The sequence below is a fragment of the Agromyces capsici genome, assembly GCF_058349965.1.
Window position 1 is genome coordinate 296,701 of sequence record NZ_JBYRET010000001.1, and the last position, 24,254, is coordinate 320,954.

Here is a 24,254-nt window from a genome sequence, read left to right on the forward strand (position 1 = left end):
CGCCGGATGTTCGGCCTCTACGCGGGCGTCCGGCACCTCAGCGTGCACGATCCCGCCGAGGGGCACGAGCTGTGGAAGTCGGGTCGCGACGAGCTGTTCGCCGGGCATCCGCAGTCACCGCTGCTGCCCGACGACCGCGCCCGGTTCACGGGCCTGACGGTCTCGCGCTACGACCCCGACTGGCGGTTCGAGCTCGAGGTGCGCCGCCCCGAGGAGCCGGCCCGGATGCTGGTCGACGACTCGAGCGACGGGCCGATCCCGTTCTCGCTCGTCGGCACCGTGCGGATCCCCTACCTCGGCACCCTCGACGTGTGGCGGCTGCGCACGTACGGCGGCGGGCTGTTCCTGCCGATCAAGGACGGCCTCGCGGGCCAGCCCGGCGGCACCTACGGCGGCGGCCGCTACCTGCTCGACACCGTCAAGGGCGCCGACCTCGGCTCGGGCGCCGACGACGACTCGCTGGTCGTCGACTTCAACTTCGCCTACAACCCGTCGTGCGTCTACGACCCGTCGTGGTCGTGCCCGCTCGCACCGGCCGGCAACACCGTGCGCGACGAGATCCCGGTGGGCGAGCGGATGCCTCGCTGAACCGCCGCACAGCACCCGCGCAGCGTCATCCGCTATGGTGGACCCCGGCGAGCGCGACGATCGCGCCGCCTGCGTCGTAGACACGCTTCCGGGCCACGCGCCCGTCGACTTCATACGGCGAACGGATTCGCCGACCGGCGTCTTCGCCATCCTCCGCCCATCGCCGGGTCTCGAGTCGCCGCCGCGCGGCCGCTCGATCCGCGCATGGGTGCCGTCCCGAAACGGATTCCACCCCTTGACCGATCTCACCTTCGGCGCGCTCGGCGTGCCCGCACCCCTCGTCGCCGCCCTCGCGGCCGACGGCAAGACCACTCCCTTCCCGATCCAGGCCGACACGCTGCCCGACACGCTCGCCGGGCGCGACGTGCTCGGCCGCGGCAAGACCGGCTCGGGCAAGACCATCGCGTTCGCGCTGCCCATGGTGGCGCGCCTCGGCACGTCGCTCGCCGGCGGCCGCCGCCGCGCGGGTCGCCCGCTCGGCCTCGTGCTCGCCCCGACGCGCGAGCTCGCGACCCAGATCACCCGGACGATCGAGCCGCTCGCGGCCGCCTACGACCTGACGGTCACCACGATCTTCGGCGGTATCAACCAGACCCGGCAGGTCGCCGCGCTCCGCGCCGGCGTCGACATCGTCGTGGCCACCCCCGGCCGCCTCGAGGACCTCATGAAGCAGGGCTTCCTGCACCTCGACGCGATCGAGATCACCGTGCTCGACGAGGCCGACCACATGGCCGACCTCGGCTTCCTGCCGGTCGTGACCCGCATCATGGACAAGACCCCCCAGGGCGGGCAGCGCCTGCTGTTCTCGGCGACGCTCGACAACGGCGTGGACAAGCTGGTGAGGCGCTACCTGCAGAACGAGGTGCTGCACTCGGTCGACGAGGCGAACTCGCCCGTTGCGCAGATGACCCACCACGTCTTCGAGATCGACGACGTCGACGCCAAGAACGAGCTCGTGAAGACCCTCGCCTCGGGCACGGGCCGCCGCATCCTCTTCATGCGCACCAAGCACCACGCCAAGAAGCTCGCCAAGAAGCTCACCGAGCAGGGCATCCCCGCGGTCGACCTGCACGGCAACCTGTCGCAGCCGCAGCGCGACCGCAACCTCGCCGCGTTCGGCGACGGCTCGGTCAAGGTCATGGTGGCCACGGATGTCGCGGCGCGCGGCGTGCACGTCGACGACATCGAGCTCGTCATCCACGTCGACCCGCCCATGGAGCACAAGGCGTACCTGCACCGTTCGGGCCGCACCGCCCGCGCCGGCAGCGAGGGCGACGTCGTCACGATCTGCCTGCCCGCACAGAAGCAGGACCTGAAGACGCTCTTGCGCAAGGCCGACATCCGGGTCGTGCCGCAGCAGGTGACGGCGACGTCGCCGGCCGTGGCCACGCTCGTCGGCGAGGTCGCACCGTACGTGAAGCCCCTGCCCCGCGCGGCCGCGCCGCAGCAGGGCGGCGGCCGCTCGCAGGGCGCGAACGCGCAGCGCAAGCGCGCCGCGCGCGAGGCGGCGGGTGCCGGCGCCGGCACGGCCTCCGAGCCCGGCCAGGGCCGTCGCAGCCGTGGCCGTGGTCGCGGCGGGCAGTCGGATGTCGCTCCGTCGACGCCGCGCCGGGATCGCTCGGGCCGTCCGTCCGAGGCGAAGGCGAACGCGCCCAAGCAGGGCGGCGGGCAGTCGCGCGGGGCGCAGACCTCGGGCGCGCAGCGCGGGGCCTCCGCCCGCCAGGGCGGCCAGAAGTCGCCGCTGCGCGTCGGCAGCCTCGTCTCGCCGAACCGGAACTCGCGCACCAACCGCCGCGCGCAGGGCTGACCCCCGCAGTTCCCGAGTGGGCGATCTTGGCGCGCGCGTCCGCCCGAATCGCGCCAAGATCGCCCACTCGATGCATGTGCGGTGCGCGCCGCACCGCATGACGAACGGCCCCGCACCCGGGATGGGTGCGGGGCCGTCCGCGTCGATCGATCAGTACGCGGCGTAGAAGGTGCCGAGCACGCGGTCGGCCGCCTCGAGGTCGGCGTCGCCGATGGCCTGTGCGGCGACGACCACGGTGTAGGAGCCGGTGATGTCGTTCGCGCCGACGACCACGAACGTCGCGCTGCCGCCGCATCCGGTGAAGATCTCCCAGACGCCGGTGTGCAGGCCGTCGTCGTACGGCTGACGCCCGGTCGAGGTGCAGCCCTGCTCGGCGAGCCCGGTCGTGAGCAGGTTCGCCGCGTCATCCGGCGACATGCCCGCCGCTGCCTGCGACGCGTAGACGGTCATGCCCGGCGTGCCCCATGAGCCGGTGTAGCCGGCGAGGTCGGGCGCCGCGGAGACGGACTCCCACGTCGTGCCGTTCGCGTCGGTGACGGCCGCGCCGTCGACGTCGGTCCACGTCGCGGGCACCTCGACGCCGATGACGCCGGAGTCATCGGTCACCGACACGAATTCGCCGGAGGCCGGATCCTCGGTGCCGGTGCCGGCCACGACGGGCACGGCGGTGATCGCCTCGCCGTTGAACTGTCCGCGGTAGCTCAGGCCGTCGGCGGGGCGGTAGAGCTCGACCGAGAGCGTCGCGTCCTGGCCGTGCGTGCGCAGCACGTCGCAGTACTCCGTCATGGTGCCCTCGGCGCCGAGCGAAACGCCCTCCATGCGCGTGAGCAGGTCGCCCGGCTCGACGCCCGCCTCGTCGGCGGCCGACCCCGACTTGACCGAGTTCACCCAGATGCCGAGGCCGGTGCCGTCCTCGCCGACGAGCGCCTCGCCGTTGATGCCGAGGCTCAGCACGTCGGTGCCGTCGACGAGGTCGCTGATGACCTCGAGCACCTCGTCGCGGTGGATGGCGTAGTTGTAGTCGAGCGCGTCGTTGCCGGCGTAGTTGACGCCGACGAGGGCGCCCTGGGCGTCGATGAGCGGCCCGCCCGAGTTGCCGCCGCGGATGCGCGCATCGTGCTCGATGACCCCGTCGATGGAGGCCCACGGCGTCTCGCCGCTCGTGATCGCCTTCGAGACGATGCCCTTGGTCTCGGTGAACGTCGGGTCGCCGAGCGGGAAACCCGCGGCGTACACGTCGAGCGCGGTCTCGATCTCGCCCTTGCGCCAGTCGAGGAACGGGTAACCGTCGCCCTCGAGCTGCACGACCGCGAGGTCGAGGCACTCGGAGCTGCCGAGCACCTTGGCGCTGAGCTCCTTCGTGGTGTCGCCGCCGCGCCACACCTTGATGGTGCCGGCGCCGGTGACGACGTGGTTGTTGGTCACCGCGAGCCCGTCGGGGGTGATGATGAAGCCCGACCCGCGGCCGGCGGCCTCGTAGCCGCCCTCCTCGGGCGAGACGAACGTGCCGACGGCCTCGAGCTGGATGGTGGCGGACTGGACGCCGTCGAAGCCGACGGGCGTCGGTCCGGACGCGGTGGGGACGCAGCCGGCGAGGCCGGCGACGACGGCCGTCGCGGCGACGGCAGCACTGATCCTGGTGGTGTTCGAAGTCATGCCTCCGACGGTATGGAGCGGGGCCACGGTCGCGGGACCGTGGAGACCCTCATGTTGGCGACGGCATCCCTGAACCCGGGACCGGGAGAGCACTGAGACGCCGGTCGCCGATTTCGCCCCGGGTGGGGGCCCGGGTTAGCCTGACCACATGAGCACCGAGGTCGTTGCCGATGTCGTCATCCGTCCCGTCCGCGACTCCGACGCGGAGGCGCTCGGTCGCGTGCACGCGCAGTGCTGGCACGAGGACTACGACACGCTCGTGAGCGCCGCGACCCTCGCGAACCTCTCACCGCGCCGCATGGCTGAGCTCTGGACCCACTGGATGGGCCAGGGCGACGACTTCACGCACGTCGCCGCGCTCGTCGAGGGCGAGATCGTCGGCTTCGCCGGAGCCGGGCCCGCCCGCGACGACGATGCGCCGCGCGAGCGCGAGCTGTTCTTCATCCACATGCTCGACGCGCACCACGGCAAGGGCATCGGCCAGAAGCTCTTCGACGCCGCCGTCGGCGACGCGTCGGTCTACCTGTGGGTGCCCTCGTCGAACGAGCGCGCGCTGGCCTTCTACGCGCGCAACGGCTTCGTGGCCGACGGCGCGTCGCACGACGAGCCGTTCCTCGGCGAGACGATCCACGAGATCCGGATGGTGCGCTGACGCGACCCGACCGGGGCCGCTCGGCACGGGGCCGCCTCGCGTTAGGGCAGCGCGCCGACCGCCGCGAGCGCACGCCGCAGGAGCACCCCTCGGCCGCCCTCCATCTCGGCGGAGAGCGCGTCGCTGCAGGCCTCGGCGGGCGACATCCACGTGACCTCGAGCGCGTCCTGGCGCGGCTCGCACGTGCCCGTGACGGGCACGACGTACGCGAGCGAGACGGCGTGCTGGCGTTCGTCGGTGAACGGCGTGATGCCGGGCAGCGGGAAGTACTCCGCGACCGCGACCGGCACCGGACTCGCCGGGAGGAGTGGGAACGCCATCGGCCCGAGGTCCTTCTCGAGGTGGCGGAACAGCGCGTCGCGGATGGTCTCGCCGTACATCACGCGGCCCGACACGAGCGTGCGGGTCATCTCGCCGACCGCGTTCGCCCGCAGCAGCATGCCGACCTCGGTGACCTGGCCGACGCCGTCGACCCGCACGGGCACCGCCTCGACGTAGAGCAGCGGCAGGCGGCCGCGCACCTCCGCGAGCTCGAGGTCGGTGAGCCACCCCGGATTCGCGGGCGGCTGCACCACGGGCTCGTCTCCGGGCTCCCAGTCGGGGTGCGGGTCGGGTGTGCGCACGGCCATGACTCGATTCTGCCCCACGACGGGCCGGGGTACGATCTCCCGATGCGGATCGACGACGAGGCGGTGCTGTGGTCGGCGTCGCCGGCCGACCGGGCCGGACGGCCCCTGCTCGTGCTGCTGCACGGCTACAACTCGCACGAGGGCGACCTGTTCGGCCTGAGCCCGTACCTCCCGCTGCGGCCCGCGATCGCGTCGCTCCGCGCGCCGATCGAGACGGGCTACGGTCACGCCTGGTTCCCGCTGCCGCAACGGGTCGAGCAGGTCTCGTCGGCCGATGCCGCGCAGGCCACGACGGCCGTGCTCGAGTGGCTCGACCGTGCGGCGCCCGACGCGCCATCCGTGGGCCTGCTCGGGTTCTCGCAGGGCGGCGCCATGGCGATCGAGCTCCTGCGCCGCGCGCCCGAGCGGTTCGCGTTCGCGGTGAGCCTCGCCGGGTTCTCGCTGCCCGGCGAGCGCGAGGGCGACGAGCGGATGTCGCGACTCGCGCTCCCCGTCTTCTGGGGCCGCGGCACCGACGACGACGTGATCCCGTCGGCGGCCGTCGCGCACACGCAGGACTGGCTGCCCGCGCATTCCGACCTCGACCAGCGCGTCTACGAGGGCCTCGGCCACGCGGTCTCCGACCGCGAGCTCGGCGACGTCACGGCGTTCCTGCGGGCGCAGTACGCGGCCGCCTGAGAACGCCGGGGCGGGTCAGACGCCGGCGCCGCCGCCTCCCCCGCCGCGCTCGTCGGCGGCACGGCGCACCGCCCGCTCGGCGTCGCGCTCGGCGACGCGGCGCTTCTCGGCGCGCACGCCGGCCTGACGCGCGCGCTCCTCGACCAGCCACGCGGGCGGGTCGGCGAGCAGGGCCTTGATCTCGGCCGTGGTCAGCGGGTCGACGACGCCGGCGCGCGCGAGCCCGGAGTTGGAGACCCCGAGCTTGGCCGCGACCACGGTCTTCGGGTGCGGCCCCTCGCGCCGGAGGGTCGCGAGCCACTCGGGCGGGTCGGCCTGCAGCGACGCGAGCTCGGCGCGCGTCACGTCGGACTGCTGGAACTCGTCGGGCGCGGCCTCGAGCAGGATGCCGAGCTTCTTCGCCGCCGTCTCGGGCTTCATCGACTGGGACTGGCGGGGCTTGTCGTCGTTCACCCCTCCACGGTAGTCGGCACGCGCGCCGTCCGCCTCCCTCGCCGTGCGGCCGCGGGGCGTCACGGCCACCCGCGCGGGCGCGCGGCGACGCTAGCCTGAGAGGGCCGCGCGGCGCGGCGGAAGGGGGCGGAGGTGTCGTTGCGGCTCCGATACGTCGCGGGCGTCAGCCCCGCGAAGTGGCTGCGCGCCTGGGCGGAGCGTCGGCCCGACCTGCCGCTCGAGGCCGAGCGCGTCGAGCCGCCGCAGCAGCTCGACGCCGTCACCTCCGGTGAGGCCGACCTCGCGTTCGTCCGCCTGCCGGTCGACGGCGAGGGCCTGCACGTCATCCCGCTGTGGGAGGAGGTCGCCGTCGCCGTGCTCCCGAAGGAGCACCCCCTCGCCGACGCCGAGGCCCTCGCGCTCGCCGACCTCGCGCACGAGCCCCGCGCGCCCGAGCAGGACGACGCGGCGATGAGCGTGGAGCTCGTCGCCGCCGGCACGGGCTGGGCCGTCCTGCCGCACAGCCTCGCCCGCCTGCACCATCGTCGTGACGTGGTCGCGATCCCGGTGACGGATGCCGCGCCCACGCGCATCGCACTCGTGTGGCGCGTCGAACGCGACGACGACGACATCCAGGAGTTCGTCGGGGTCGTGCGCGGACGCACGGCGCGGAGCTCTCGCAGCGGCGCGGCGCCCGAGCCCGAACCGCGCCCGGGGAAGGCCGCCAAGAGCACGCCGCCGCCGAAGCGGCCGCAGCGCGGCAGGTCCCCCGCGCCGAAGCGGAAGCGACGCGGACGATGACCGGCGGCTTCCTGTTCATCTCGGCGCGGCCGGAGGTCGACGCGGTCGGCCCCGAGTACGCGTCGGTGCTGCGAGCCACGGGACTCCCCGCCGAGCGGCTCGAGCACCTGCGCCTCGACGTCGAGCCGCTCGGCACCCTCGCGCCGCAGCGGTACTCGGGCGTGATCGTCGGCGGCAGCCCGTACAACGTCACGACGGCCGAGGCCGACAAGCCCGACGTGCAGCGCCGCGTCGAGCGCGACCTCGCGCGCCTGGCCGAGCAGGCCCTCGCGACCGACCATCCGGTGCTGTTCACCTGCTACGGCATCGGCGTGCTCACGCGCGTGCTCGGCGGCGAGGTCGACACGCGGTTCGGCGAGGAGGCCGCCGCCGTCGAGATCACGCTCACCGAGGAGGGCCGGGCCGATCCGCTCGTCGGCGTGCTGCCCGCCCGCTTCGACGCCCTCGTCGGCCACAAGGAGGCCACCGGGCGACTGCCCGACGAGGCCGTGCTGCTGGCCCGGTCGGCGGGCTGCCCCGTGCAGGTGTACCGCGCCGGCCGCAGCGTGTACGCCACGCAGTTCCACCCCGAGGTGTCGACGGCCGACTTCATCATGCGTGCGCAGGTCTACCGGCACCATGGCTACTTCCCCGCGCACGAACTCGACGCGCTCGGCGAGCGCGTGCGCGCGGCATCCGTCACCGAACCGCAGCGGATGCTGCGACGCTTCGTCCAACTGGCCGAGTCGCGCGCGACCGCGGGGCCGTGACGCCGCGAAGGCCCGCCCGACGCGGTGTCGGACGGGCCTTCGCGGTCTCGGACCGCCTGGGTCAGGCGGTGCGACGGCGGTTGACGATGAGACCGTAGATCAGCAGCACGACGATGGCGCCGCCGATGGCGAGCAGCCAGGTGCTGAGGTCCCAGAACTCCTCGAGGCCGACTCCGAAGAGCACGCTGCCGAGCCACCCGCCGAGCAGGGCGCCGACGACGCCCAGCAGGAGGGTGATGAGCCAGCCGCCGCCCTGCTTGCCGGGCAGGATCAGCTTGGCGATGGCCCCGGCGATCAGGCCGAGGAGGAGGAATGCGAGGAAACTCATGGGGGTTCTCCTTCCGTGGTGGTCCAACTGTGCTCTCCGGGCGAAATGCGGGCAAGTGGTTGCGCTGGCGTGTCGAAACGCGCTAGTCAGGGCCCGTGAGCCGTGCACCGGCCCCCTGGGTGCTCCATGTCGACCTCGACCAGTTCATCGCCGCGGTCGAGGTGCTGCGGCGCCCCGAGCTCGCCGGCCGGCCCCTGATCGTGGGCGGCCGGGGCGACCCGACCGAGCGGGCAGTGGTCTCGACCGCGTCGTACGAGGCGCGCGAGTTCGGGGTCGGTTCGGGGATGCCGCTGCGCATCGCCGCGCGGAAGGCGCCCGAGGCCATCATCCTGCCCGTCGACGCGGCGGCCTACACCGCGGCATCCGAGGAGGTCATGTCGACGCTGCGCGCACAGCCGGGGGCCGTCGTGCAGGTGCTCGGCTGGGACGAGGCGTTCGTCGGCGTCGTGACGGACGACCCCGAGGCGTACGCGCGCGCGGTGCAGCAGGCGGTGCTCGAGCGCACCGGGCTGCACTGCAGCGTCGGAATCGGCGACACGCTCGTGCGCGCGAAGGTCGCCACCGGGTTCGGCAAGCCGGCCGGGGTGTTCCGGCTCACCGCCTCGAACTGGCCCGAGGTCATGGGCCGCCGGCCCGTCATCGAGCTGTGGGGCGTCGGGAGCAAGGTGTCGCGCCGGCTCGCGACACTCGGCATCGCCACCGTCGCCGAGCTCGCCGCCGCCGACCCGGCCGTGCTCGCCGCCGAGTTCGGGCCGCGGATGGGTCCCTGGTACGGGCAGCTCGGACGCGGCGAGGGGGCACGCGTCGTCGACGATACGCCGTGGGTCGCGCGCGGGCACAGCCGCGAGACGACGTTCCAGCGCGACCTCGCCGACGCAGCCGAGGTCGAGGCTGCGCTGCGGGACCTCGTCGCGCGGGTGCTCGACGACGTCGCGGCCGAGGGCCGTCCTGTCATCGGCCTCACCCTCAAGGTCCGCTACGCCCCCTTCTTCACGAAGACGTACCAGCGGAAGATCCCCGAGACCTCCGACCGCGCCGACGTGACCGAGCGGGTGCTCGGACTCGCGGCCGACCGCATCGAGCCTGGCCGCGCCATCCGCCTCCTCGGACTGCGCGCCGAGATGCCTATGCCGGACGACGCGCGCGAAGGGCACACGCCGACGCGCAGCGGGTGGTGAGGGCGTCCCGGGCCGGCCGGATCGGGCGAGCGTTGACGCCCATCCCGGACCAGGACTATATTCCGCGGTGTCGGGGCTGCGAACGGCCGGGGCGCATCGGGGGATCGCCACGAATGCCGTCGAAGGGGGGTCTCCACGACGACGCAGGCGCGACACCCGTGCCGATGCCGTCACGGCCGCGCACACGACGCGCGCGCCCGCAGGGTCGGCGATCGAACCGACGAACCGAGGTCTCGCATGACTGATCCATCCGAACTCGTCCGCACGCTCAGCGCCGAAGAGTCCGCGGCGCTCGCGCCGCTGCCCGCCTCCGACGAGGAGAGCCCGACGACCGCCCGCTCCGATCAGGGCGGCGAATCCACGGCCGAGGCGCACCGGCCCGGCCTCCTCCGCGAGAGCGATCTCCCGGAGGCGGGGTACGGCGGAGAGCCGAACCCGACCAGCATCGAGGAGCAGTGAGATGGCGCTCTACTTCCACAACGGCACGGCCTCGACGATGTACGTCGCACTGGCGTACCACTCCCCCGGCTGCGACGGCGACAACTGGGCGAAGAAGGGCTGGTGGAGCATCGCCCCGGGCGGCCGCGCCACGGTCCGCGGCGGCGCCTCGAACGGCGCCAAGTACTTCTGGTACGCCGAGAACGACGCCGGACTCCAGTGGGCTGGCCCGTTCACCACCCACCTGCCGAGCCGTGCGTTCGACTGGTGCTGGCGCACCGGCAGCACCGACAGCCGGATCCTCGGGCTCCGGATGCTCATCGTGCCGGCATCGAGCATCAACCACTCGATCGTGTTGCAGGCCTGACGACGAAACGCCCCGTCTCCGTGCTCTCGCACGGAAACGGGGCGTTTCACCTGGCGGTACCGGTGGGATTTGAACCCACGGTGCGCTTTCACGCACACAACTTTTCGAGAGTTGCACCTTCGGCCGCTCGGACACGGTACCGAGGACGATCTTAGACGACGGATCGGCGAGGGCCAAAACGACGGATGGCGCGGGCCACCCGATCACGCCACGAGCTGCGCCGCGACCACCGCGGCATCCTCACCGACACCGAGGAGCAGGGGCGACTTGCGCGTGCGGAGCCACGGCACCCCGACGAAGTACAGGCCGGGCACGCGAGTGCTCGCCCCCTCGTGCTGCAACGGGAACCCGATCTCGTCGACGACGCCGGGGATCGTGATCCACCGGTAGTCGGGGCGGAACCCGCACGCGACGACCACCGCGTCGATGTCGTCGACGCGTGGCGCGGAGGCCACGGCGAGGCTCGCGCCCGGCATGGCGGGAAGCTCTGGCTCGGGCAGGCCGAGTCGTGCGGCCGTCTGCGCGATGAGATCGCAGATGAGGTTCCATCCCTCGTCGCCGGTCGCCACGGATTCCGCGAGGTCGTCCTCGACGACGAGCCGGCCGCCGTCGACGCCGCGCACGTGCCCGATGAGCTGTGCGCCGGCCTGCGCGAGGGTGCGGAGGTTGAGGTCGTGGCCGCCACGTCGCCCGGTCACCAGCGGGTTGGGTGAGAGCCTCGCCTCGAGCGAGGGCAGGTCGTCGGGGGTCTGGTCGAAGAAGCCCGCGTCGAGCAGCCAGTCGACGGTGTCACGTCCGGCGACCCGCCGGGGCATTGCGGGAGCGCGCCCGGCCGAGAGCACGACCTCGCGGCCGGCGAGCAGCAGTTCCTCCGTGATCTGCCCGGCGGTCTGGCCGCCGCCGATCACGAGGACCCGCCCGTCGGGCAGCGAGTCGGGCGACCGGTACGACGTCGAGCCGATGACCGGCATGTGGTCGGCCAGCTCGTCGGCGAACGCCGGGCGACGCTCCCGCTGGAACGCGCCGGTGCAGGCGACCACGCGCCGCGCGCGCACCGGCCCGCCCTCGGTCTGCGCGATGAACCCGCCGTCGGCGACGCGGAGCTCGGTGACGCCGGCATGCTCGATGACCGGCGCACCGATCGACCCGGCGTACCGGCGCAGGTGCAGGATGATCTCGTCGCGCGGCAGGTAGCCCTGGGGATCACTGCCGTCGTACTCGCCGCCCGGCAGGCGGATGGTGTGGTTCGGCGTGACGAGGCAGAAGCTGTCCCACCGCACGTACCATGCGGCCCCGGCACGCTCGCGATCGACGACGACGTGGTCGACGCCGGCGAGCGCGAGTTCGTGGCTGACCGAGAGTCCGGCCTGACCTGCCCCGACGACGAGCACGTCGGTGTCCGCGAGCATGGCGCCAGCGTATTCCCGGCGCCCCGTGCAGGGGAAGGGTCCGTGGTCCCGGTTGCCGCGACATCCGGGGCCACGCAACCCCTGGGCGACGGATGGCTCGGCGTCGTAGCCTCGTGGACATGCCCGAGGAACGCCCCGCCCTCGAATCGGTCGTCTCCGCGCTCGTGCCGATCGCACTGCTCACCGGACTGGTGCTCGCCGCGCGTGCCGTGTGGCGGCGGTTCCGCGCGCGGCTCACCGAGAACAGCCTGATCCTGAACGAGACGCTTCCCGTGCACTCGAAATGGTGGCGCGACCACGCGAAGGTGCGCGGCGAGCTCCTCTACGTCGCGCTCGGCGACAGCGCCGCGCAGGGCATCGGTGCGAGCCGGCCCGACCACAGCTACGTGGGCGTGCTCGCGCGCCTCATCCGCGACACGACCGCCCGCTCCGTCCGCGTCGTCAACCTGAGCGTCTCAGGCGCGACGGTGGGCCTGGCCGTGCAGGACCAGCTGCCGAAGCTCGCGAAGTACCGGCCCGACGTCATGACCGTCGCGATCGGCGCGAACGACATCGCGAAGTGGGACCCGGTCGCGTTCGAGCGCGGACTCCGCACCATCCTCGACGCCGTGCCGACGCACACCCTCGTCGCCGACCTGCCGTTCTTCTACTTCCCGCAGAACGAGCGCAAGGTCGCCGTCGCGAACGAGATCCTGCGCCGGCTCGCGGCCGAGCGCGGCCTGACCGTCGTGCGCCTGCACCGCGAGACGCGCCTGCGCGGGTTCCGGCGCATGTTCACGCACTTCGCGAACGACATGTTCCACCCGAACGACCACGGCTACCGCGTGTGGGCCGACGCGTTCCGGCCCGCGCTCACCGCGTCACTGCTCGAGCGGTTCCCACTCGAGCCGGATGTCGCGGAGGATGCGTCGAACGCGGTCGCGACGGTGACCGAGGCGGAGGTCGCGACAGTGTCCGAGGCGGACGTCGCGGCGACGCCGGAGTCGGTCACGGAGGATGTCGCCGGCCGGCCGTAGGCTCTGGGCATGGCGAAGCCCTCCACCGCGTACCGATGCACCGAATGCGGCTGGAGCACCGTCAAGTGGGTCGGCCGATGCGCCGAATGCCAGCAGTGGGGCACCGTCGCCGAGTCGGGCACAGAGTCCGGCATCGTGCGCAGCCTGCAGCCCGTCGCGCCGTCGGCGGCGCGCGCCGCCCGCCCGATCGCGCAGATCGACGCCGAGCTCACCGCCGCGCACCGGCCGAGCGGCATCGGCGAGTTCGACCGGGTGCTCGGCGGCGGCATCGTCGCGGGCGCGGCCATCCTGCTCTCGGGCGAGCCGGGCGTCGGCAAGTCGACGCTGCTGCTCGAGGTCGCGGCGCGCGTCGCCGCCACCGGGCGTCGCGTGCTGTACGTGAGTGCCGAGGAGTCGGCGGCGCAGGTGCGGCTCCGCGCGGGCCGCACGGGCGCGCTGCACGACGAGCTGTACCTCGCCGCCGAGACCGACCTCGCGACCATCCTCGGCCAGGTCGACGAGGTCGCCCCCGACCTGCTCGTCGTCGACTCCGTGCAGACCGTGTCGAGCTCGCTCTCCGACGGGCTGCCGGGCCAGCCGAGCCAGGTGCGCGAGGTCGCCTCCACGCTCATCCGCGTCGCGAAGGAACGGCAGCTGCCCGTGCTGCTCGTCGGCCACGTCACGAAGGACGGCACGATCGCCGGTCCGCGCCTGCTCGAGCACCTCGTCGACGTGGTGTGCCAGTTCGAGGGCGACCGGCAGACGGCGCTGCGCTTCGTGCGCGCGCTCAAGAACCGCTTCGGCCCCACCGACGAGGTGGGCTGCTTCGAAATGACCGGCGACGGCATCGCCGAGGTGCCCGATCCCTCCGGGTTGTTCCTCAGCCGCTCGCGGAACGCGGTGAGCGGCACGTGCGTCACCGTCGCCCTCGAGGGCCGTCGGGCGTTGCCCGTCGAGGTGCAGGCGCTCGTCGTGAGCACCAAGGCCCCGCAGCCGCGTCGCGTGGTCAACGGCGTCGATCCGTCGCGCGTGGCGATGATCATCGCGGTGCTCGAACGCCGCGCCGGGCTCCGGCAGCTCGGCGAGCACGACGTCTACGTGTCCACCGTCGGCGGCGTCCGGCTCGCCGAGCCCGCGGCCGACCTCGCGATCGCCGTCGCCATCGCGAGCGCCATGCGCGATCGCGCGGTCCCGCACGAGCTGGCGGCGGTCGGCGAGATCAGCCTCGCCGGCGAGGTGCGGCCCGTGACCTCGGCCCGCCAGCGCGCCGCCGAGGCGAGACGGCTCGGCTACTCGGCGCTGCTCGACGACGAGCTCGGCAGCGTGCGCGCCGCGGTCGAGCGCGCGATGATGGCCGCCACGGGCGCGCGCGAGCGCGAGCTCGACGCCGCCTTCTAGTCCCGCTCGGGGCCGACGAGCGCCGCGCGCGGCGCGCGGCGCACGGGCGCCCGCGGACTCCTACGCGTCGAGCGCCTTCCGCAGCTCGGCCGGCGACGCCTGCATGGGGTGCGGCCCGGCGATGTCGAGGAACACCGTCGTGATGGTCGACTCGTACCGCGTGAGGAAGGACTTCAGCCAGGCCGGGCTCTGCAACCCGACCGCGGGCGGCAGGTTCGCGGGCTTGTTCGCGGCGTCGCTGAACAGCAGCAGCGCCACCTCGCCCGTGTTCGGGTCGCGGTAGGTCCACACCTCGCCGCCGTCGAGGGGTTTGTCGCGCGGGCCGGGCTTGATGAGCGGCACCACCGTGTTGCCGTGGCGCAGGGCGAGGGCGACCGCGGCGATGTCCTGCCGCTCGAGCGCCTCGGCGAGCGCCTGCGAACGGAACTCCAGCGGCGGCTTGCCCTTCGAACGCTTCGCTCCGGCCATCGTGCCAGCCTACCGAGCGTCGGCGGCCGGCTCGCCTCGCCCCTCCCCATCTCCCCCTCCCCGAATCCCGGGTTCACGCGGGTACACCCGCCAGAACACGGGACTCGCGCACACCCGCGCCGACGCCAGGCACCACACCCCCTCCCGAATCCCGCGTTCGTGCGGGTGCACCCGCCAGAACCCGGGACTCGCGAATCCGCGCCGACCTCGCGACCACGCCTCCTCCGCCGAACCCGGGACTCGACGCAGGCAGCAGCGCGGCCCGCGCGCGTCAGTAGAGCAGGAACTGCTTCGTCACGGCCGACTCGAAGCCCGACACGCTCACCGCGAGGTGGTACCACGCGCCGCCGGCCGGCACCGGCGTGCGCTCCCCGCCGCACGTGTCGGCGTTCGACCGCGTGCGGTCCCACACGATCGGCTGGCTCGAGGACACCGGCGTGTTCGGCTCGAGCGTGACCTGCGCGTCGACGGCGTCGACCTGGCAGTCGGTCGAGGCCCAGTACGCGTCGTTCCCGCTCGTGACGGTGAACACCTGGGCCGCGGTGCCGACGTTGAGCGAGCACGCGTTCGGCCCGGTGTTCGTGATCGTGACCGAGAGGTTGGGCTGCTCACCGGCGGCGTAGACCTGCTTGTCGGTGTTCGCCTCGACGACGATCTGTCGTTCGGCGCAGGGCGCCCCATCGGCGGCCGCCTCCGCGGGCGGCTCGGACGGGTCCGGCTCGGCGGGCGCCTCAGCGGCGGGCGACTCGGCGGGAGCATCCGTCGCGGGCGCGTCGGTGGCGGGCGCGTCGGTCGCCGGGGCGCTTGCGGTGGGCGTCGACGGCGAGGTCTGCGACACCTCGTCGCCCTGGCTCGCGCCGGGTCGAACGATCACGAGGACGATCGCGACGATGACGGCGACCAGCCCGAGCAGCACCATGAGCCGGCGACGCCGGTACACGGAGGCGGGCAGTCGCCCGGACGATGGGCGGTTCGACGTCATGGCCTCAGGCTACGGCCGGCGGAGGGAACTCCCCGGATGGCGCCGCGGCGCGCCATCCGTCCGCTGAGGAACGCTCAGAGGATCTTCAGCATCCGGGTGTTGCCGAGCGTGTTCTGCTTCACGCGCGCGAGGTCGAGGAACTCGGCGACGCCCTCGTCGTGCGAGCGCACGAGTTCGGCGTAGAGCTGCGGGTCGACGGTCTCGGCGCCCATGTCCTCGAACCCGTTGCGTCCGAAGAACCCGACCTCGAAGGTCAGGCAGAACAGCCGGCTGAGGCCGAGCTCGCGCGCCTCGGCCTCGAGGGCGGCGAGCAGCGCGCGGCCGACGCCATGGCCGAGCCACTCGTCGCGGACGGCGAGCGTGCGCACTTCGCCGAGGTCCTCCCACATGACGTGCAGCGCTCCGCAGCCGATGACCTCGCCGTCGGCCGACTCGGCGACGCGGAACTCCTGCACGGCGCCGTAGAGGTCGACCCGCTCCTTGCCGAGCAGGATGCGTCGGGCGACGAGCGGTTCCACGAGCTCGATGATCTTCGGCACGTCGTGCGTGCGCGCCTTGCGCACGAGGAAGGGCTGCGTCATCCGCTCATCGTATGACGACGGCGAGGGGGCGGATGCCGCGGCATCCGCCCCCTCGGGTCGAATCGTCGTACCGGGTCGGCCGGTTACTGGCCCGCCGCCAGATCGGGCGTGGCCGGGCCGGTGCCGATCGCGGCGCTGGTGTTCACGCCCACGCCCACGGGCAGTGCCCGCTGGGTCGTCGTGAAGACGAACTCGCCGTCCTTGAAGTCGACGTGCACATGGTCGCCCGAGTTGAGCTCGCCGTGCAGGATCTTCTCGGAGAGCCGGTCCTCGACCTCGTGCTGCACCGCGCGGCGCAGCGGGCGGGCGCCGAGCGCCGGGTCGAACCCGACCTCGATGAGCCGCTCCTTCGCCGGTACGGTGAGCTCGACGGTCATGTCGCGGTCGAGCATGCGCTCGCCGAGCCGCTTGATGAACAGGTCGACGATCTGCAGGAGCTCGGGCTTGGTCAGCTGCGGGAAGACGATGATCTCGTCGACGCGGTTGAGGAACTCGGGCTTGAAGTGCTTCTTCAGCTCCTCGTTCACCTTCGCGCGCATGAGGTCGTAGCCGGTGCGGGTGTCGCCCTCGACCTGGAAGCCGACGGGCCCGCCCGAGATGTCCTTCGTGCCGAGGTTCGTGGTCATGATGATCACGGTGTTCTTGAAGTCCACCACGCGACCCTGGCCGTCGGTGAGCCGGCCCTCCTCCAGGATCTGGAGGAGCGAGTTGAAGATGTCGGGGTGGGCCTTCTCGATCTCGTCGAACAGCACGACCGAGAACGGCTTGCGGCGCACCTTCTCGGTGAGCTGGCCGCCCTCCTCGAAACCGACGAAGCCCGGAGGGGCGCCGAACAGGCGCGAGACCGTGTGCTTCTCGCCGTACTCCGACATGTCGAGCGAGATCATCGCCGACTCGTCGTCGAACAGGAACTCGGCGAGCGCCTTGGCGAGCTCGGTCTTGCCGACACCGGTGGGGCCGGCGAAGATGAACGAGCCCGAGGGGCGCTTCGGGTCCTTGAGGCCCGCACGCGTGCGGCGGATCGTCTTCGAGAGGGCGGCGATCGCCTCCTCTTGGCCGATGACGCGCTCGTGCAGCGCCTTCTCCATGAAGACGAGTCGCGACGACTCCTCCTCCGTCAGCTTGAAGACGGGGATGCCGGTGGCCTGAGCGAGCACCTCGGCGATCAGGCCCTCGTCGACGACCGCGGTCGTCTTGACCTCGCCCGACTTCCACTGCTTCTCGAGGCGGAGGCGCTCGCCGAGCAGGTTCTTCTCCTCGTCGCGCAGCGACGCGGCCTTCTCGAAGTCCTGCTCCTCGATCGCGGTCTCCTTCGCGGCGCGGACCACGGCGATCTTCTCGTCGAACTCGCGCAGCTCGGGCGGCGACGACAGGATCGACAGGCGCAGGCGTGCGCCGGCCTCGTCGATCAGGTCGATGGCCTTGTCGGGCAGGAACCGGTCGCTGATGTAGCGGTCGGCGAGGTTCGCGGCCGCGACGATCGCGCCATCGGTGATCGACACCTTGTGGTGCGCCTCGTAGCGGTCGCGCAGCCCCTTGAGGATGTTGATCGCGTGGGGCAGCGACGGCTCGGCGACCTGGATCGGCTGGAAGCGTCGCTCGAGCGCGGCATCCTTCTCGAAGTGCTTGCGGTACTCGTCGAGCGTGGTCGCGCCGATGGTCTGCAGCTCGCCGCGGGCGAGCAGCGGCTTCAGGATCGACGCGGCGTCGATCGCGCCCTCGGCGGCGCCCGCACCCACGAGGGTGTGGATCTCGTCGATGAAGACGATGATGTCGCCGCGCGTGCGGATCTCCTTCGTGACCTTCTTGAGGCGTTCCTCGAAGTCGCCGCGGTAGCGCGAGCCGGCGATGAGCGAGCCGAGGTCGAGCGAGTAGAGCTGCTTGTCCTTCAGCGTCTCGGGCACCTCGCCCTTGACGATCGCCTGCGCGAGGCCCTCGACGACGGCGGTCTTGCCGACGCCGGGCTCGCCGATGAGCACGGGGTTGTTCTTTGAGCGGCGCGAGAGGATCTGCATGACCCGCTCGATCTCCTTCTCGCGGCCGATCACCGGATCGAGCTTCGACTCGCGCGCGGCCTGCGTCAGGTTGCGGCCGAACTGGTCGAGGATCTGCGAACCGCCCTGCGGCTGCTGCTGCTCGTTGGCGCCGACCTGCACCTGCTCCTTGCCCTGGTAGCCGGAGAGGAGCTGGATGACCTGCTGGCGCACGCGGTTGAGGTCGGCGCCGAGCTTCACGAGCACCTGGGCGGCGACGCCCTCGCCCTCGCGGATGAGGCCGAGGAGGATGTGCTCGGTGCCGATGTAGTTGTGGCCGAGCTGCAGCGCCTCGCGCAGTGAGAGCTCGAGCACCTTCTTCGCGCGCGGCGTGAAGGGGATGTGCCCGGTCGGCTGCTGCTGGCCCTGCCCGATGATGTCCTGCACCTGCTCGCGCACGGCGTCGAGCGAGATCCCGAGGGACTCGAGCGCCTTGGCGGCCACGCCCTCACCCTCGTGGATGAGGCCGAGCAGGATGTGCTCGGTTCCGATGTAGTTGTGGTTCAGCATCTTGGCCTCTTCTTGGGCCAGGACGACGACACGTCGGGCGCGGTCGGTGAATCTCTCGAACATCATCAACTCCTCACGGCGCCGGGTAGGGGCGTCGATAGAACAACGGTAACGACCGCGCGCGGGCGGTGGGCGCGTGTTCGCCGTGGGCGCACCGGTGCACGACGTCGTCGAGGGCGACGAGCCGGGCGGATGTCGCGGGGCCGGCGCCGCGACATCCGCCCGGGTGTTGACGACGCCCCGCGCCATCCGTACCATATCGAACATCGATAACAACGATATTCGATATGACGCACCGCGCACCGGAGGACCCGATGACCGCCACGACCGAATCCACCCGCCTCGACCGCGCCGACCGCATCGGCATGTACGCCACCGTCGGCATCGCCGCCGTCGCGGCCGCGGCCACCGCCTGGGGCGCCGTCGCCCGGCTCGTCGAGGTGGCGCCGGGTCGCGACGTGCCCGTGCTCGTCCCGTTCGCGGGCGAGGCGGCGACCCTGCCGATCGGGCCCGACGGCGCCGCGGTCGACGTCGCGGTCGCCCAGGCCGTGGTCACCGTGCCCCAGCCGGCACCCGCCACGCAGTTCGCACTCGTGGCCGAGCCGATCGTGCACGCGCTCGCGATCATCGCCGGCATCGCGCTGCTCGCCGCGCTGTGCTGGAACCTCGCCCGCGGCCGCGCGTTCGCGAGGCGGAACGTGCGGCTCGTGCTCTGGGGCGCGGGAGTCCTCGCGGCGGGCTGGCTGGTCGGCACCATCCTCACCAACATGACGGTCAACGGCGCGCTCGCGGCGGTGAGCGAGCACACCTACGACGGCATCACCTTCAGCACGAACTGGTCCTTCCCGTTCGCGATCCTCGTCATCGGGGCGGTCGGCGCCGCCTTCCAGGTCGGCGAGCGCCTGCAGCGCGAGACCGAGGGGCTCGTCTGATGGCGCCGGCCGAGGCCGACGACGCCGGCGATGTCCACTGCCGCCTCGACGAGCTGCTCGCCGAGCGCGACCTGACGCTCACCCGCCTGGCCGAGCTCGTCGGCGTGAGCGTCGTCAACCTCAGCGTGCTGAAGAACGACCGGGCCCGCGCCATCCGGTTCTCGACGCTGCAGGCGATCTGCCGAGCGCTCGACTGCGAGATCGGCGACCTGCTCGTGCTCCGGCGAGCGGATGCCACGGGGCGCTGACCGCTCGACCTCGGCCGCGGCGCGTGATTGGATGCACGCATGCCCAGACTCGTGCTGACCGTCATCGGAGACGACCGCGCCGGACTCGTCGAGGCGCTCGCCGACGCCGTGAGCGCCCACGGCGGCAACTGGGAGCAGAGCCAGATGGCCGAGCTCGCCGGCCAGTTCGCGGGCATCGTCGTCGTGACGGTACCGGCCGACCGGGCCGAGGAGCTGCGGGCGGCGCTCGCGGGGCTCGAGGGACTCCTCGACGTCTCGGCGCACCCCGGGTCCGAGGAGCCGGCGGGCTCCGACGGCTGGCGGCACCTGCGCATCGACCTCGTGGGCAGCGACCATCCCGGCATCGTGCGCGACGTCTCGGCGGTGCTCGCGCGGCACGGCCTCAGCATCGAGACGATCACCACCGAGCGGCGCGACGCGCCCATGTCGGGGGGCCAGCTGTTCGAGGCGCACATCCTGGTGCGCGTGCCGCCGGGCGGCGACCCCGCCGACGTGCGCGACGACCTCGAGCGCGTCGCGAGCGAGTTGTTCGTCGACCTCACGGTCGGGCAGGACTGACCGACCGCGGATCGCGTCGCTACTTGATCGGGACGGTCACGACCGCATCGCCGATCGTCACCTCGAGCTCCTCGGTCGTGGTCACGTCGGCGGGCGTCGAGAAGACGGTCGTGTGCGGCACGAAGTCCATCGTGCAGGGGCCCTCCTCGAGCTCGGGCAGCACGGCCTCGACCGCGTTGCCCTCGCCCGCCTCGGCGGTCACGTTCAGTTCGGTCGGCACGACCGGGCAGGTCGACGAGCCCCAGATCGTGATGGCGAGCCGGCCGCCGTCCTGCAGGTACTGCACGACGGGCACGTCGCCGGTGGGCTCGGGCGCCTCCTCGGCGGAACCCTCCTCGACCTCCTCCTCGGTCTCGCCGCCCAGCTCGGTGTCCTCGGCCTCGCTCTCGGCCTCGGTCTCCTCGTCGAGCACGGGCAGCCCGGGGAAGTCCTCGATCGGCCCGGACCCGGGCGCGCACCCCGAGAGCAGGAGCGCCGACACGACGGCGACGGAGGCGAGCAGCAGACGGCGGACTTCCACGGGCGGGGCCATGTGCGACATGCTAGCCCGCGGCATCCGTCCACGGCAGGATGTCACGGCCCGCGCCGCGCGTAGGATGCGGGCATGAGCAACCTCGAGCGCGATCCCGTCGAACTGCTCTGCCCGCCCGAGGCACCGCACGGCCCGGCCGTGCAGGTGCTCGACTACCGCGAGGTGCCGCTCGGCGGACCGCGCGCGATGCCCGTGCGCCGCACACTCCCGCAGCGCGGGCGCACCACGATCGGCGCCTGGTGCTTCGCCGACCACTACGGCCCCGACGACGTCTCGGTCACGGGCGGCATGGTCGTGCCGCCGCACCCCCACACCGGACTGCAGACCGTGAGCTGGCTGTTCGAGGGCGAGATCGAGCACCGCGACTCCGCCGGCAGCCACGAACTCGTCCGCCCGGGCGGCGTGAACCTGATGACCGCCGGGCGCGGCATCTCGCACTCCGAGGTCTCGACGGCGAACGCGACGCGGCTGCACGGCGTGCAGCTCTGGGTGGCCCTCCCCGAGGGCGCTCGGCACGTCGCGCCGTTCTTCGAGCACGCCGACACGACGCCGTTCGCGCTCGGCGACGCGACCGTGCGGGTCTTCGTCGGCGAGCTGGCGCTCGGTGACGCCTCGGCCGAGACGGCGGATGCCGCGTCCGCGCCGGTCACGGTCTTCTCCCCGCTCCTCGGCGGGCAGGTCGACCTGCCCGCGGGCGGGACCGTCGACCTGCCCCTCGACCCGTCGTTCGAGCACGGCGTGCTCGTCGACGCCGGCCCCGCGCACGTCGAGGTGGTCGGCACGGATGTCGCGACCGAGGTGGGCTGGTCGCAGCTGGCCTACCTCGAGCCCGGCCATCGACTGCTGCGACTGCGTGCCGACGCCGACCCCGTGCGCGTCGTGCTGCTCGGCGGCGTGCCGTTCGGCGAGGAGCTCGTGATGTGGTGGAACTTCATCGGCCGCTCGCACGACGAGGTCGTCGAGTTCCGCCGGCGCTGGCAGTCCGACGTGATCGACCGGAACGATCCCGACGGTCCGTTCGGCACGGTCGCCGGATACGACGGCCGGCCGCTGCCCGCGCCCGAGCTGCCCACGGTGCGCCTGAAGCCGCGCCGCTGACGCGCGGGCGCGAGGCGCGCCATCCGCTCGCCCACCTGCGGGTCGAGTAGCACCGTAGGCGCGTATCGAGACCCCCGGACATGCCGACGGCCGGTGCCCAGGAGGGAGCACCGGCCGCCGGGGTGATCGCGCAGCCGTCAGGCCACGGCCACCTCAGGCGCACCCACCGCCTGCTCTTCCCGCACCGAGCGCCGGTGGGCCCAGCGCTTGAGTGCGATGACCACGAGGGCGCCGACGACCGAGCCGGCCACGATCGCGAGGACGAACCACAGCAGGTTGCCGATCGCGAAGAACACGAAGATGCCGCCGTGCGGGGCTTGCGAGGTCACGCCCATGCCCATGCAGATCGCGCCGGCGACGGCGCCGCCGAGGATCATCGCGGGGATGACGCGGAACAGGTCGGCCGCGGCGAACGGGATCGCGCCCTCGGAGATGAAGGCGGCGCCCAGGAGCCACGCGGCCTTGCCGTTCTCGCGCTCGACCGGCGTGAACAGCTTCCGGTCGAGCACCGTGGCCAGCGCCATCGCGAGCGGCGGCACCATGCCCGCGGCCATGACGGCGGCCATGACCATGAGCGGCGCCTGGTTCTCGACCGTCGCGGCGCCGAGCCCGGCGACGGCGAACGAGTACGCGACCTTGTTGACCGGGCCGCCGAGGTCGAAGCCCATCATCGCACCGAGGATGAGCCCGAGCACGACCGCGGCGGCGCCCGAGAGCCCGGCCAGCCAGTCGTTGAGGGCGGTCGACAGGGCGGCGATCGGTCCGCCGAGCACGACGATCATGAGACCGGATGCCACGATCGAGGCGACGAGCGGGATGATCACGACGGGCATGAGGCCCCTGAGCCAGCGCGGCACGTCGAGGCGGGCGAACATCAGCGCCACCCAGCCGGCGAGGATGCCGCCGATGAGGCCGCCGATGAAGCCGGCGCCCATGAGGCCGGCGACCGAGCCGGCGACGAAGCCGGGAGCGATGCCGGGCCGGTCGGCGATCGCATAGGCGATGTAGCCGGCGAGCGCGGGCACCAGGAAGCCCATCGAGATCGCACCGATGGTGAAGAACACCGCGCCGAGGTAGATGCCGAGCCCGCCGTCGGGCAGGTTGAACAGGTTGTTCGTCGTGACGATCTCACTCGCGGTCTCGGTGATGTCGTACCCGCCGAGCAGGAAGCCCAGCGCGATGAGCAGGCCGCCGCCCGCGACGAACGGGATCATGTAGCTGACGCCGGTGAGCAGCACGCGCTTGACCTTCTGGCCGAAGTGCTCGTGCGCCGCCGCGGCCGCCGCGGTCTGCGCCGTCACGTCGCCCGCGACGCGCGGCGCCGACGGGTCGTCGATCGCCGCGACCGCTTCGCGGATCATCTCGACGGGGTGGTCGATGCCGCGCTTGACCGGGCCCCGGACCACGGGCTTGCCTGCGAACCGCGACTGGTCGCGCACGTCGACGTCGACCGCGAACACGACCGCGTCGGCCCGCTCGATGACGGAGGGCGCGAGCGGCGTCGAACCCGACGAGCCCTGCGTCTCGACGTGCAGCTCGATGCCCTCCTCCTTGGCGGCCTTGGCGAGCGCGTCGGCGGCCATGTAGGTGTGGGCGATGCCGGTGGGGCAGGCGGTCACTGCGATGAGCACCGGCGCGCCGGTGTGGTGCGAGGCTGATGCCGCGGCATCCGTCGCCCCGGCCGTCGCGGCGGCACCGGCCGCACCCGCCGCCGCGGCCCCGGCGCCCGCGGGCACGGCCTCGGCAGCCGGCTCGGGCGCGAGCGCCTCCTCGACGTACCGGACGAACGTCGCGGTGTCGGGCGCCGAGCGCAGCGACGCCACGAACTCGTCGCGGATGAGCGATCGGGCGAGCGTCGAGAGCACCGCGAGGTGGTCCTGCGTGGACTCGGTCGGCACCGCGATGAGGAACACGAGGTCGGCGGGCCCGTCGAACGAGCCGAAGTCGACGCCCTCGGGCAGCCGGGCCGCGGCGAGCGTCGGCCGCGTGACCGCGTCGGACTTGGCGTGCGGGATGGCGATGCCGCCGGGCACGCCGGTGGAGTCCTTCTCCTCACGGGCCCACGCGTCGGCGAAGAGCGCCTCGGCGTCGGTGGCGCGGCCGGCCGCGACGACGCGCTCGGCGAGCGCGCGGATCACGTCGGCCTTGTCGGCGCCGAGCGGCGCATCGAGGCTCACGAGCCCCTGGTCGATGACGTCGGACATGGG

26 protein-coding genes and 1 tRNA gene are annotated in these 24,254 nt (G+C 72.7%); 15 read left to right on the top strand and 12 right to left on the bottom strand.

Annotation, left to right across the window (positions count from 1 at the left end; genetic code table 11):
• Window positions 1-6 precede the first annotated feature (6 nt).
• Both AC3RKB_RS01470 and AC3RKB_RS01475 read left to right on the top strand, forming a co-directional pair.
• On the top strand, window positions 7-588 hold the full coding sequence (locus tag AC3RKB_RS01470) for a DUF1684 domain-containing protein (RefSeq protein WP_491436728.1): 582 nt from the start codon (window positions 7-9) through the stop codon (window positions 586-588).
• A gap of 235 nt (window positions 589-823) precedes the next feature.
• A complete protein-coding gene (locus tag AC3RKB_RS01475; protein WP_491434202.1) occupies window positions 824-2,395 on the top strand; it encodes a DEAD/DEAH box helicase in 1,572 nt (523 codons plus the stop codon).
• A 150-nt stretch (window positions 2,396-2,545) separates the two neighbouring features.
• Here AC3RKB_RS01475 and AC3RKB_RS01480 read toward each other — a convergent pair whose 3' ends face one another.
• Window positions 2,546-4,051, bottom strand: coding sequence for a S1C family serine protease (locus tag AC3RKB_RS01480; RefSeq protein ID WP_491434203.1), 1,506 nt, complete (start codon window positions 4,049-4,051; stop codon window positions 2,546-2,548).
• Window positions 4,052-4,199: 148 nt separating this feature from the next.
• Between AC3RKB_RS01480 and AC3RKB_RS01485 the strand changes: the two genes are divergently transcribed.
• Window positions 4,200-4,703, top strand: coding sequence for a GNAT family N-acetyltransferase (locus AC3RKB_RS01485; RefSeq protein WP_491434204.1), 504 nt, complete (start codon window positions 4,200-4,202; stop codon window positions 4,701-4,703).
• A gap of 41 nt (window positions 4,704-4,744) precedes the next feature.
• Here the strand turns inward: AC3RKB_RS01485 and AC3RKB_RS01490 are convergent, their stop codons facing one another.
• A complete protein-coding gene (locus AC3RKB_RS01490) occupies window positions 4,745-5,332 on the bottom strand; it encodes an NUDIX hydrolase family protein (RefSeq protein WP_491434205.1) in 588 nt (195 codons plus the stop codon).
• A 42-nt stretch (window positions 5,333-5,374) separates the two neighbouring features.
• On the opposite strand from AC3RKB_RS01490, the gene AC3RKB_RS01495 reads away from it, so the two are divergent.
• Window positions 5,375-6,010, top strand: coding sequence for an alpha/beta hydrolase (locus tag AC3RKB_RS01495; protein WP_491434206.1), 636 nt, complete (start codon window positions 5,375-5,377; stop codon window positions 6,008-6,010).
• 15 nt (window positions 6,011-6,025) lie between these two features.
• Here the strand turns inward: AC3RKB_RS01495 and AC3RKB_RS01500 are convergent, their stop codons facing one another.
• Complete coding sequence (locus AC3RKB_RS01500) at window positions 6,026-6,430, bottom strand: DUF5997 family protein (protein WP_491436729.1); 405 nt, start codon at window positions 6,428-6,430, stop codon at window positions 6,026-6,028.
• Window positions 6,431-6,595: 165 nt separating this feature from the next.
• Here AC3RKB_RS01500 and AC3RKB_RS01505 point away from each other — a divergent pair, with 165 nt between their 5' ends.
• Entirely contained in the window at window positions 6,596-7,243 is a 648-nt protein-coding gene (locus tag AC3RKB_RS01505) for a LysR substrate-binding domain-containing protein (protein WP_491434207.1), read from the top strand.
• Complete coding sequence (locus AC3RKB_RS01510; protein ID WP_491434208.1) at window positions 7,240-7,992, top strand: glutamine amidotransferase; 753 nt, start codon at window positions 7,240-7,242, stop codon at window positions 7,990-7,992. Before AC3RKB_RS01505 ends, AC3RKB_RS01510 begins: the two co-directional genes overlap by 4 nt.
• Before the next feature lie 61 nt (window positions 7,993-8,053).
• Here AC3RKB_RS01510 and AC3RKB_RS01515 read toward each other — a convergent pair whose 3' ends face one another.
• Window positions 8,054-8,320, bottom strand: a complete 267-nt coding sequence (locus tag AC3RKB_RS01515) for a GlsB/YeaQ/YmgE family stress response membrane protein (RefSeq protein WP_336571874.1) — start codon at window positions 8,318-8,320, stop codon at window positions 8,054-8,056.
• Window positions 8,321-8,415: 95 nt separating this feature from the next.
• Between AC3RKB_RS01515 and AC3RKB_RS01520 the strand changes: the two genes are divergently transcribed.
• The 3 genes from AC3RKB_RS01520 (at window position 8,416) to AC3RKB_RS01530 (ending at window position 10,303) form a co-directional block, all read left to right on the top strand.
• The gene (locus AC3RKB_RS01520; RefSeq protein ID WP_491434209.1) at window positions 8,416-9,498 is read left to right on the top strand and encodes a DNA polymerase IV; all 1,083 of its coding nucleotides are present in this window, start codon (window positions 8,416-8,418) and stop codon (window positions 9,496-9,498) included.
• 237 nt (window positions 9,499-9,735) lie between these two features.
• On the top strand, window positions 9,736-9,957 hold the full coding sequence (locus AC3RKB_RS01525) for a hypothetical protein (RefSeq protein WP_491434210.1): 222 nt from the start codon (window positions 9,736-9,738) through the stop codon (window positions 9,955-9,957).
• Window position 9,958: 1 nt separating this feature from the next.
• Window positions 9,959-10,303, top strand: a complete 345-nt coding sequence (locus AC3RKB_RS01530) for a DUF1036 domain-containing protein (protein ID WP_491434211.1) — start codon at window positions 9,959-9,961, stop codon at window positions 10,301-10,303.
• 51 nt (window positions 10,304-10,354) lie between these two features.
• Here the strand turns inward: AC3RKB_RS01530 and AC3RKB_RS01535 are convergent.
• Window positions 10,355-10,444: transfer RNA gene (locus AC3RKB_RS01535), tRNA-Ser, on the bottom strand.
• A gap of 62 nt (window positions 10,445-10,506) precedes the next feature.
• Window positions 10,507-11,712, bottom strand: coding sequence for a flavin-containing monooxygenase (locus tag AC3RKB_RS01540; RefSeq protein WP_491434212.1), 1,206 nt, complete (start codon window positions 11,710-11,712; stop codon window positions 10,507-10,509).
• A gap of 119 nt (window positions 11,713-11,831) precedes the next feature.
• On the opposite strand from AC3RKB_RS01540, the gene AC3RKB_RS01545 reads away from it, so the two are divergent.
• Together AC3RKB_RS01545 and radA are read left to right on the top strand one after the other, a co-directional pair.
• Window positions 11,832-12,728 carry an SGNH/GDSL hydrolase family protein gene (locus tag AC3RKB_RS01545; RefSeq protein WP_491434213.1) on the top strand — a complete coding sequence of 299 codons (897 nt, stop codon included), beginning with the start codon at window positions 11,832-11,834 and terminating at the stop codon, window positions 12,726-12,728.
• A 9-nt stretch (window positions 12,729-12,737) separates the two neighbouring features.
• A complete protein-coding gene (radA, locus tag AC3RKB_RS01550) occupies window positions 12,738-14,105 on the top strand; it encodes a DNA repair protein RadA (RefSeq protein WP_491434214.1) in 1,368 nt (455 codons plus the stop codon).
• 60 nt (window positions 14,106-14,165) lie between these two features.
• Here radA and AC3RKB_RS01555 read toward each other — a convergent pair whose 3' ends face one another.
• From AC3RKB_RS01555 to AC3RKB_RS01570, 4 genes are all read right to left on the bottom strand, one after another.
• Window positions 14,166-14,573 carry a dehydrogenase gene (locus tag AC3RKB_RS01555; protein WP_491434215.1) on the bottom strand — a complete coding sequence of 136 codons (408 nt, stop codon included), beginning with the start codon at window positions 14,571-14,573 and terminating at the stop codon, window positions 14,166-14,168.
• A gap of 271 nt (window positions 14,574-14,844) precedes the next feature.
• Window positions 14,845-15,555 (bottom strand): hypothetical protein, encoded by a 711-nt coding sequence (locus tag AC3RKB_RS01560; protein ID WP_491434216.1) that lies wholly within the window; start codon window positions 15,553-15,555, stop codon window positions 14,845-14,847.
• A gap of 74 nt (window positions 15,556-15,629) precedes the next feature.
• Window positions 15,630-16,136, bottom strand: a complete 507-nt coding sequence (locus AC3RKB_RS01565; RefSeq protein WP_491434217.1) for an amino-acid N-acetyltransferase — start codon at window positions 16,134-16,136, stop codon at window positions 15,630-15,632.
• An 83-nt stretch (window positions 16,137-16,219) separates the two neighbouring features.
• Window positions 16,220-18,742: an ATP-dependent Clp protease ATP-binding subunit gene (locus AC3RKB_RS01570; protein WP_491434218.1), complete on the bottom strand. Its 2,523-nt coding sequence runs from the start codon at window positions 18,740-18,742 to the stop codon at window positions 16,220-16,222.
• Window positions 18,743-18,993: 251 nt separating this feature from the next.
• Between AC3RKB_RS01570 and AC3RKB_RS01575 the strand changes: the two genes are divergently transcribed.
• Genes AC3RKB_RS01575 through AC3RKB_RS01585 form a run of 3 tightly spaced genes read left to right on the top strand, consistent with a single transcriptional unit; the run spans window position 18,994 to window position 20,417 of the window.
• The gene (locus AC3RKB_RS01575; RefSeq protein WP_491434219.1) at window positions 18,994-19,611 is read left to right on the top strand and encodes a hypothetical protein; all 618 of its coding nucleotides are present in this window, start codon (window positions 18,994-18,996) and stop codon (window positions 19,609-19,611) included.
• Window positions 19,611-19,859 carry a helix-turn-helix domain-containing protein gene (locus tag AC3RKB_RS01580; RefSeq protein ID WP_491434220.1) on the top strand — a complete coding sequence of 83 codons (249 nt, stop codon included), beginning with the start codon at window positions 19,611-19,613 and terminating at the stop codon, window positions 19,857-19,859. The genes AC3RKB_RS01575 and AC3RKB_RS01580 overlap by 1 nt, the downstream gene beginning before the upstream one ends.
• A gap of 39 nt (window positions 19,860-19,898) precedes the next feature.
• Window positions 19,899-20,417, top strand: coding sequence for a glycine cleavage system transcriptional repressor (locus tag AC3RKB_RS01585; protein ID WP_491434221.1), 519 nt, complete (start codon window positions 19,899-19,901; stop codon window positions 20,415-20,417).
• 19 nt (window positions 20,418-20,436) lie between these two features.
• On the opposite strand, the gene AC3RKB_RS01590 is transcribed toward AC3RKB_RS01585, so the two are convergent.
• Window positions 20,437-20,949: a hypothetical protein gene (locus AC3RKB_RS01590; protein WP_491434222.1), complete on the bottom strand. Its 513-nt coding sequence runs from the start codon at window positions 20,947-20,949 to the stop codon at window positions 20,437-20,439.
• A gap of 72 nt (window positions 20,950-21,021) precedes the next feature.
• Between AC3RKB_RS01590 and AC3RKB_RS01595 the strand changes: the two genes are divergently transcribed.
• Window positions 21,022-22,047 carry a pirin family protein gene (locus AC3RKB_RS01595; protein ID WP_491434223.1) on the top strand — a complete coding sequence of 342 codons (1,026 nt, stop codon included), beginning with the start codon at window positions 21,022-21,024 and terminating at the stop codon, window positions 22,045-22,047.
• Window positions 22,048-22,184: 137 nt separating this feature from the next.
• Here the strand turns inward: AC3RKB_RS01595 and AC3RKB_RS01600 are convergent, their stop codons facing one another.
• Complete coding sequence (locus AC3RKB_RS01600) at window positions 22,185-24,251, bottom strand: PTS fructose transporter subunit IIABC (RefSeq protein WP_491434224.1); 2,067 nt, start codon at window positions 24,249-24,251, stop codon at window positions 22,185-22,187.
• Window positions 24,252-24,254 lie beyond the last annotated feature (3 nt).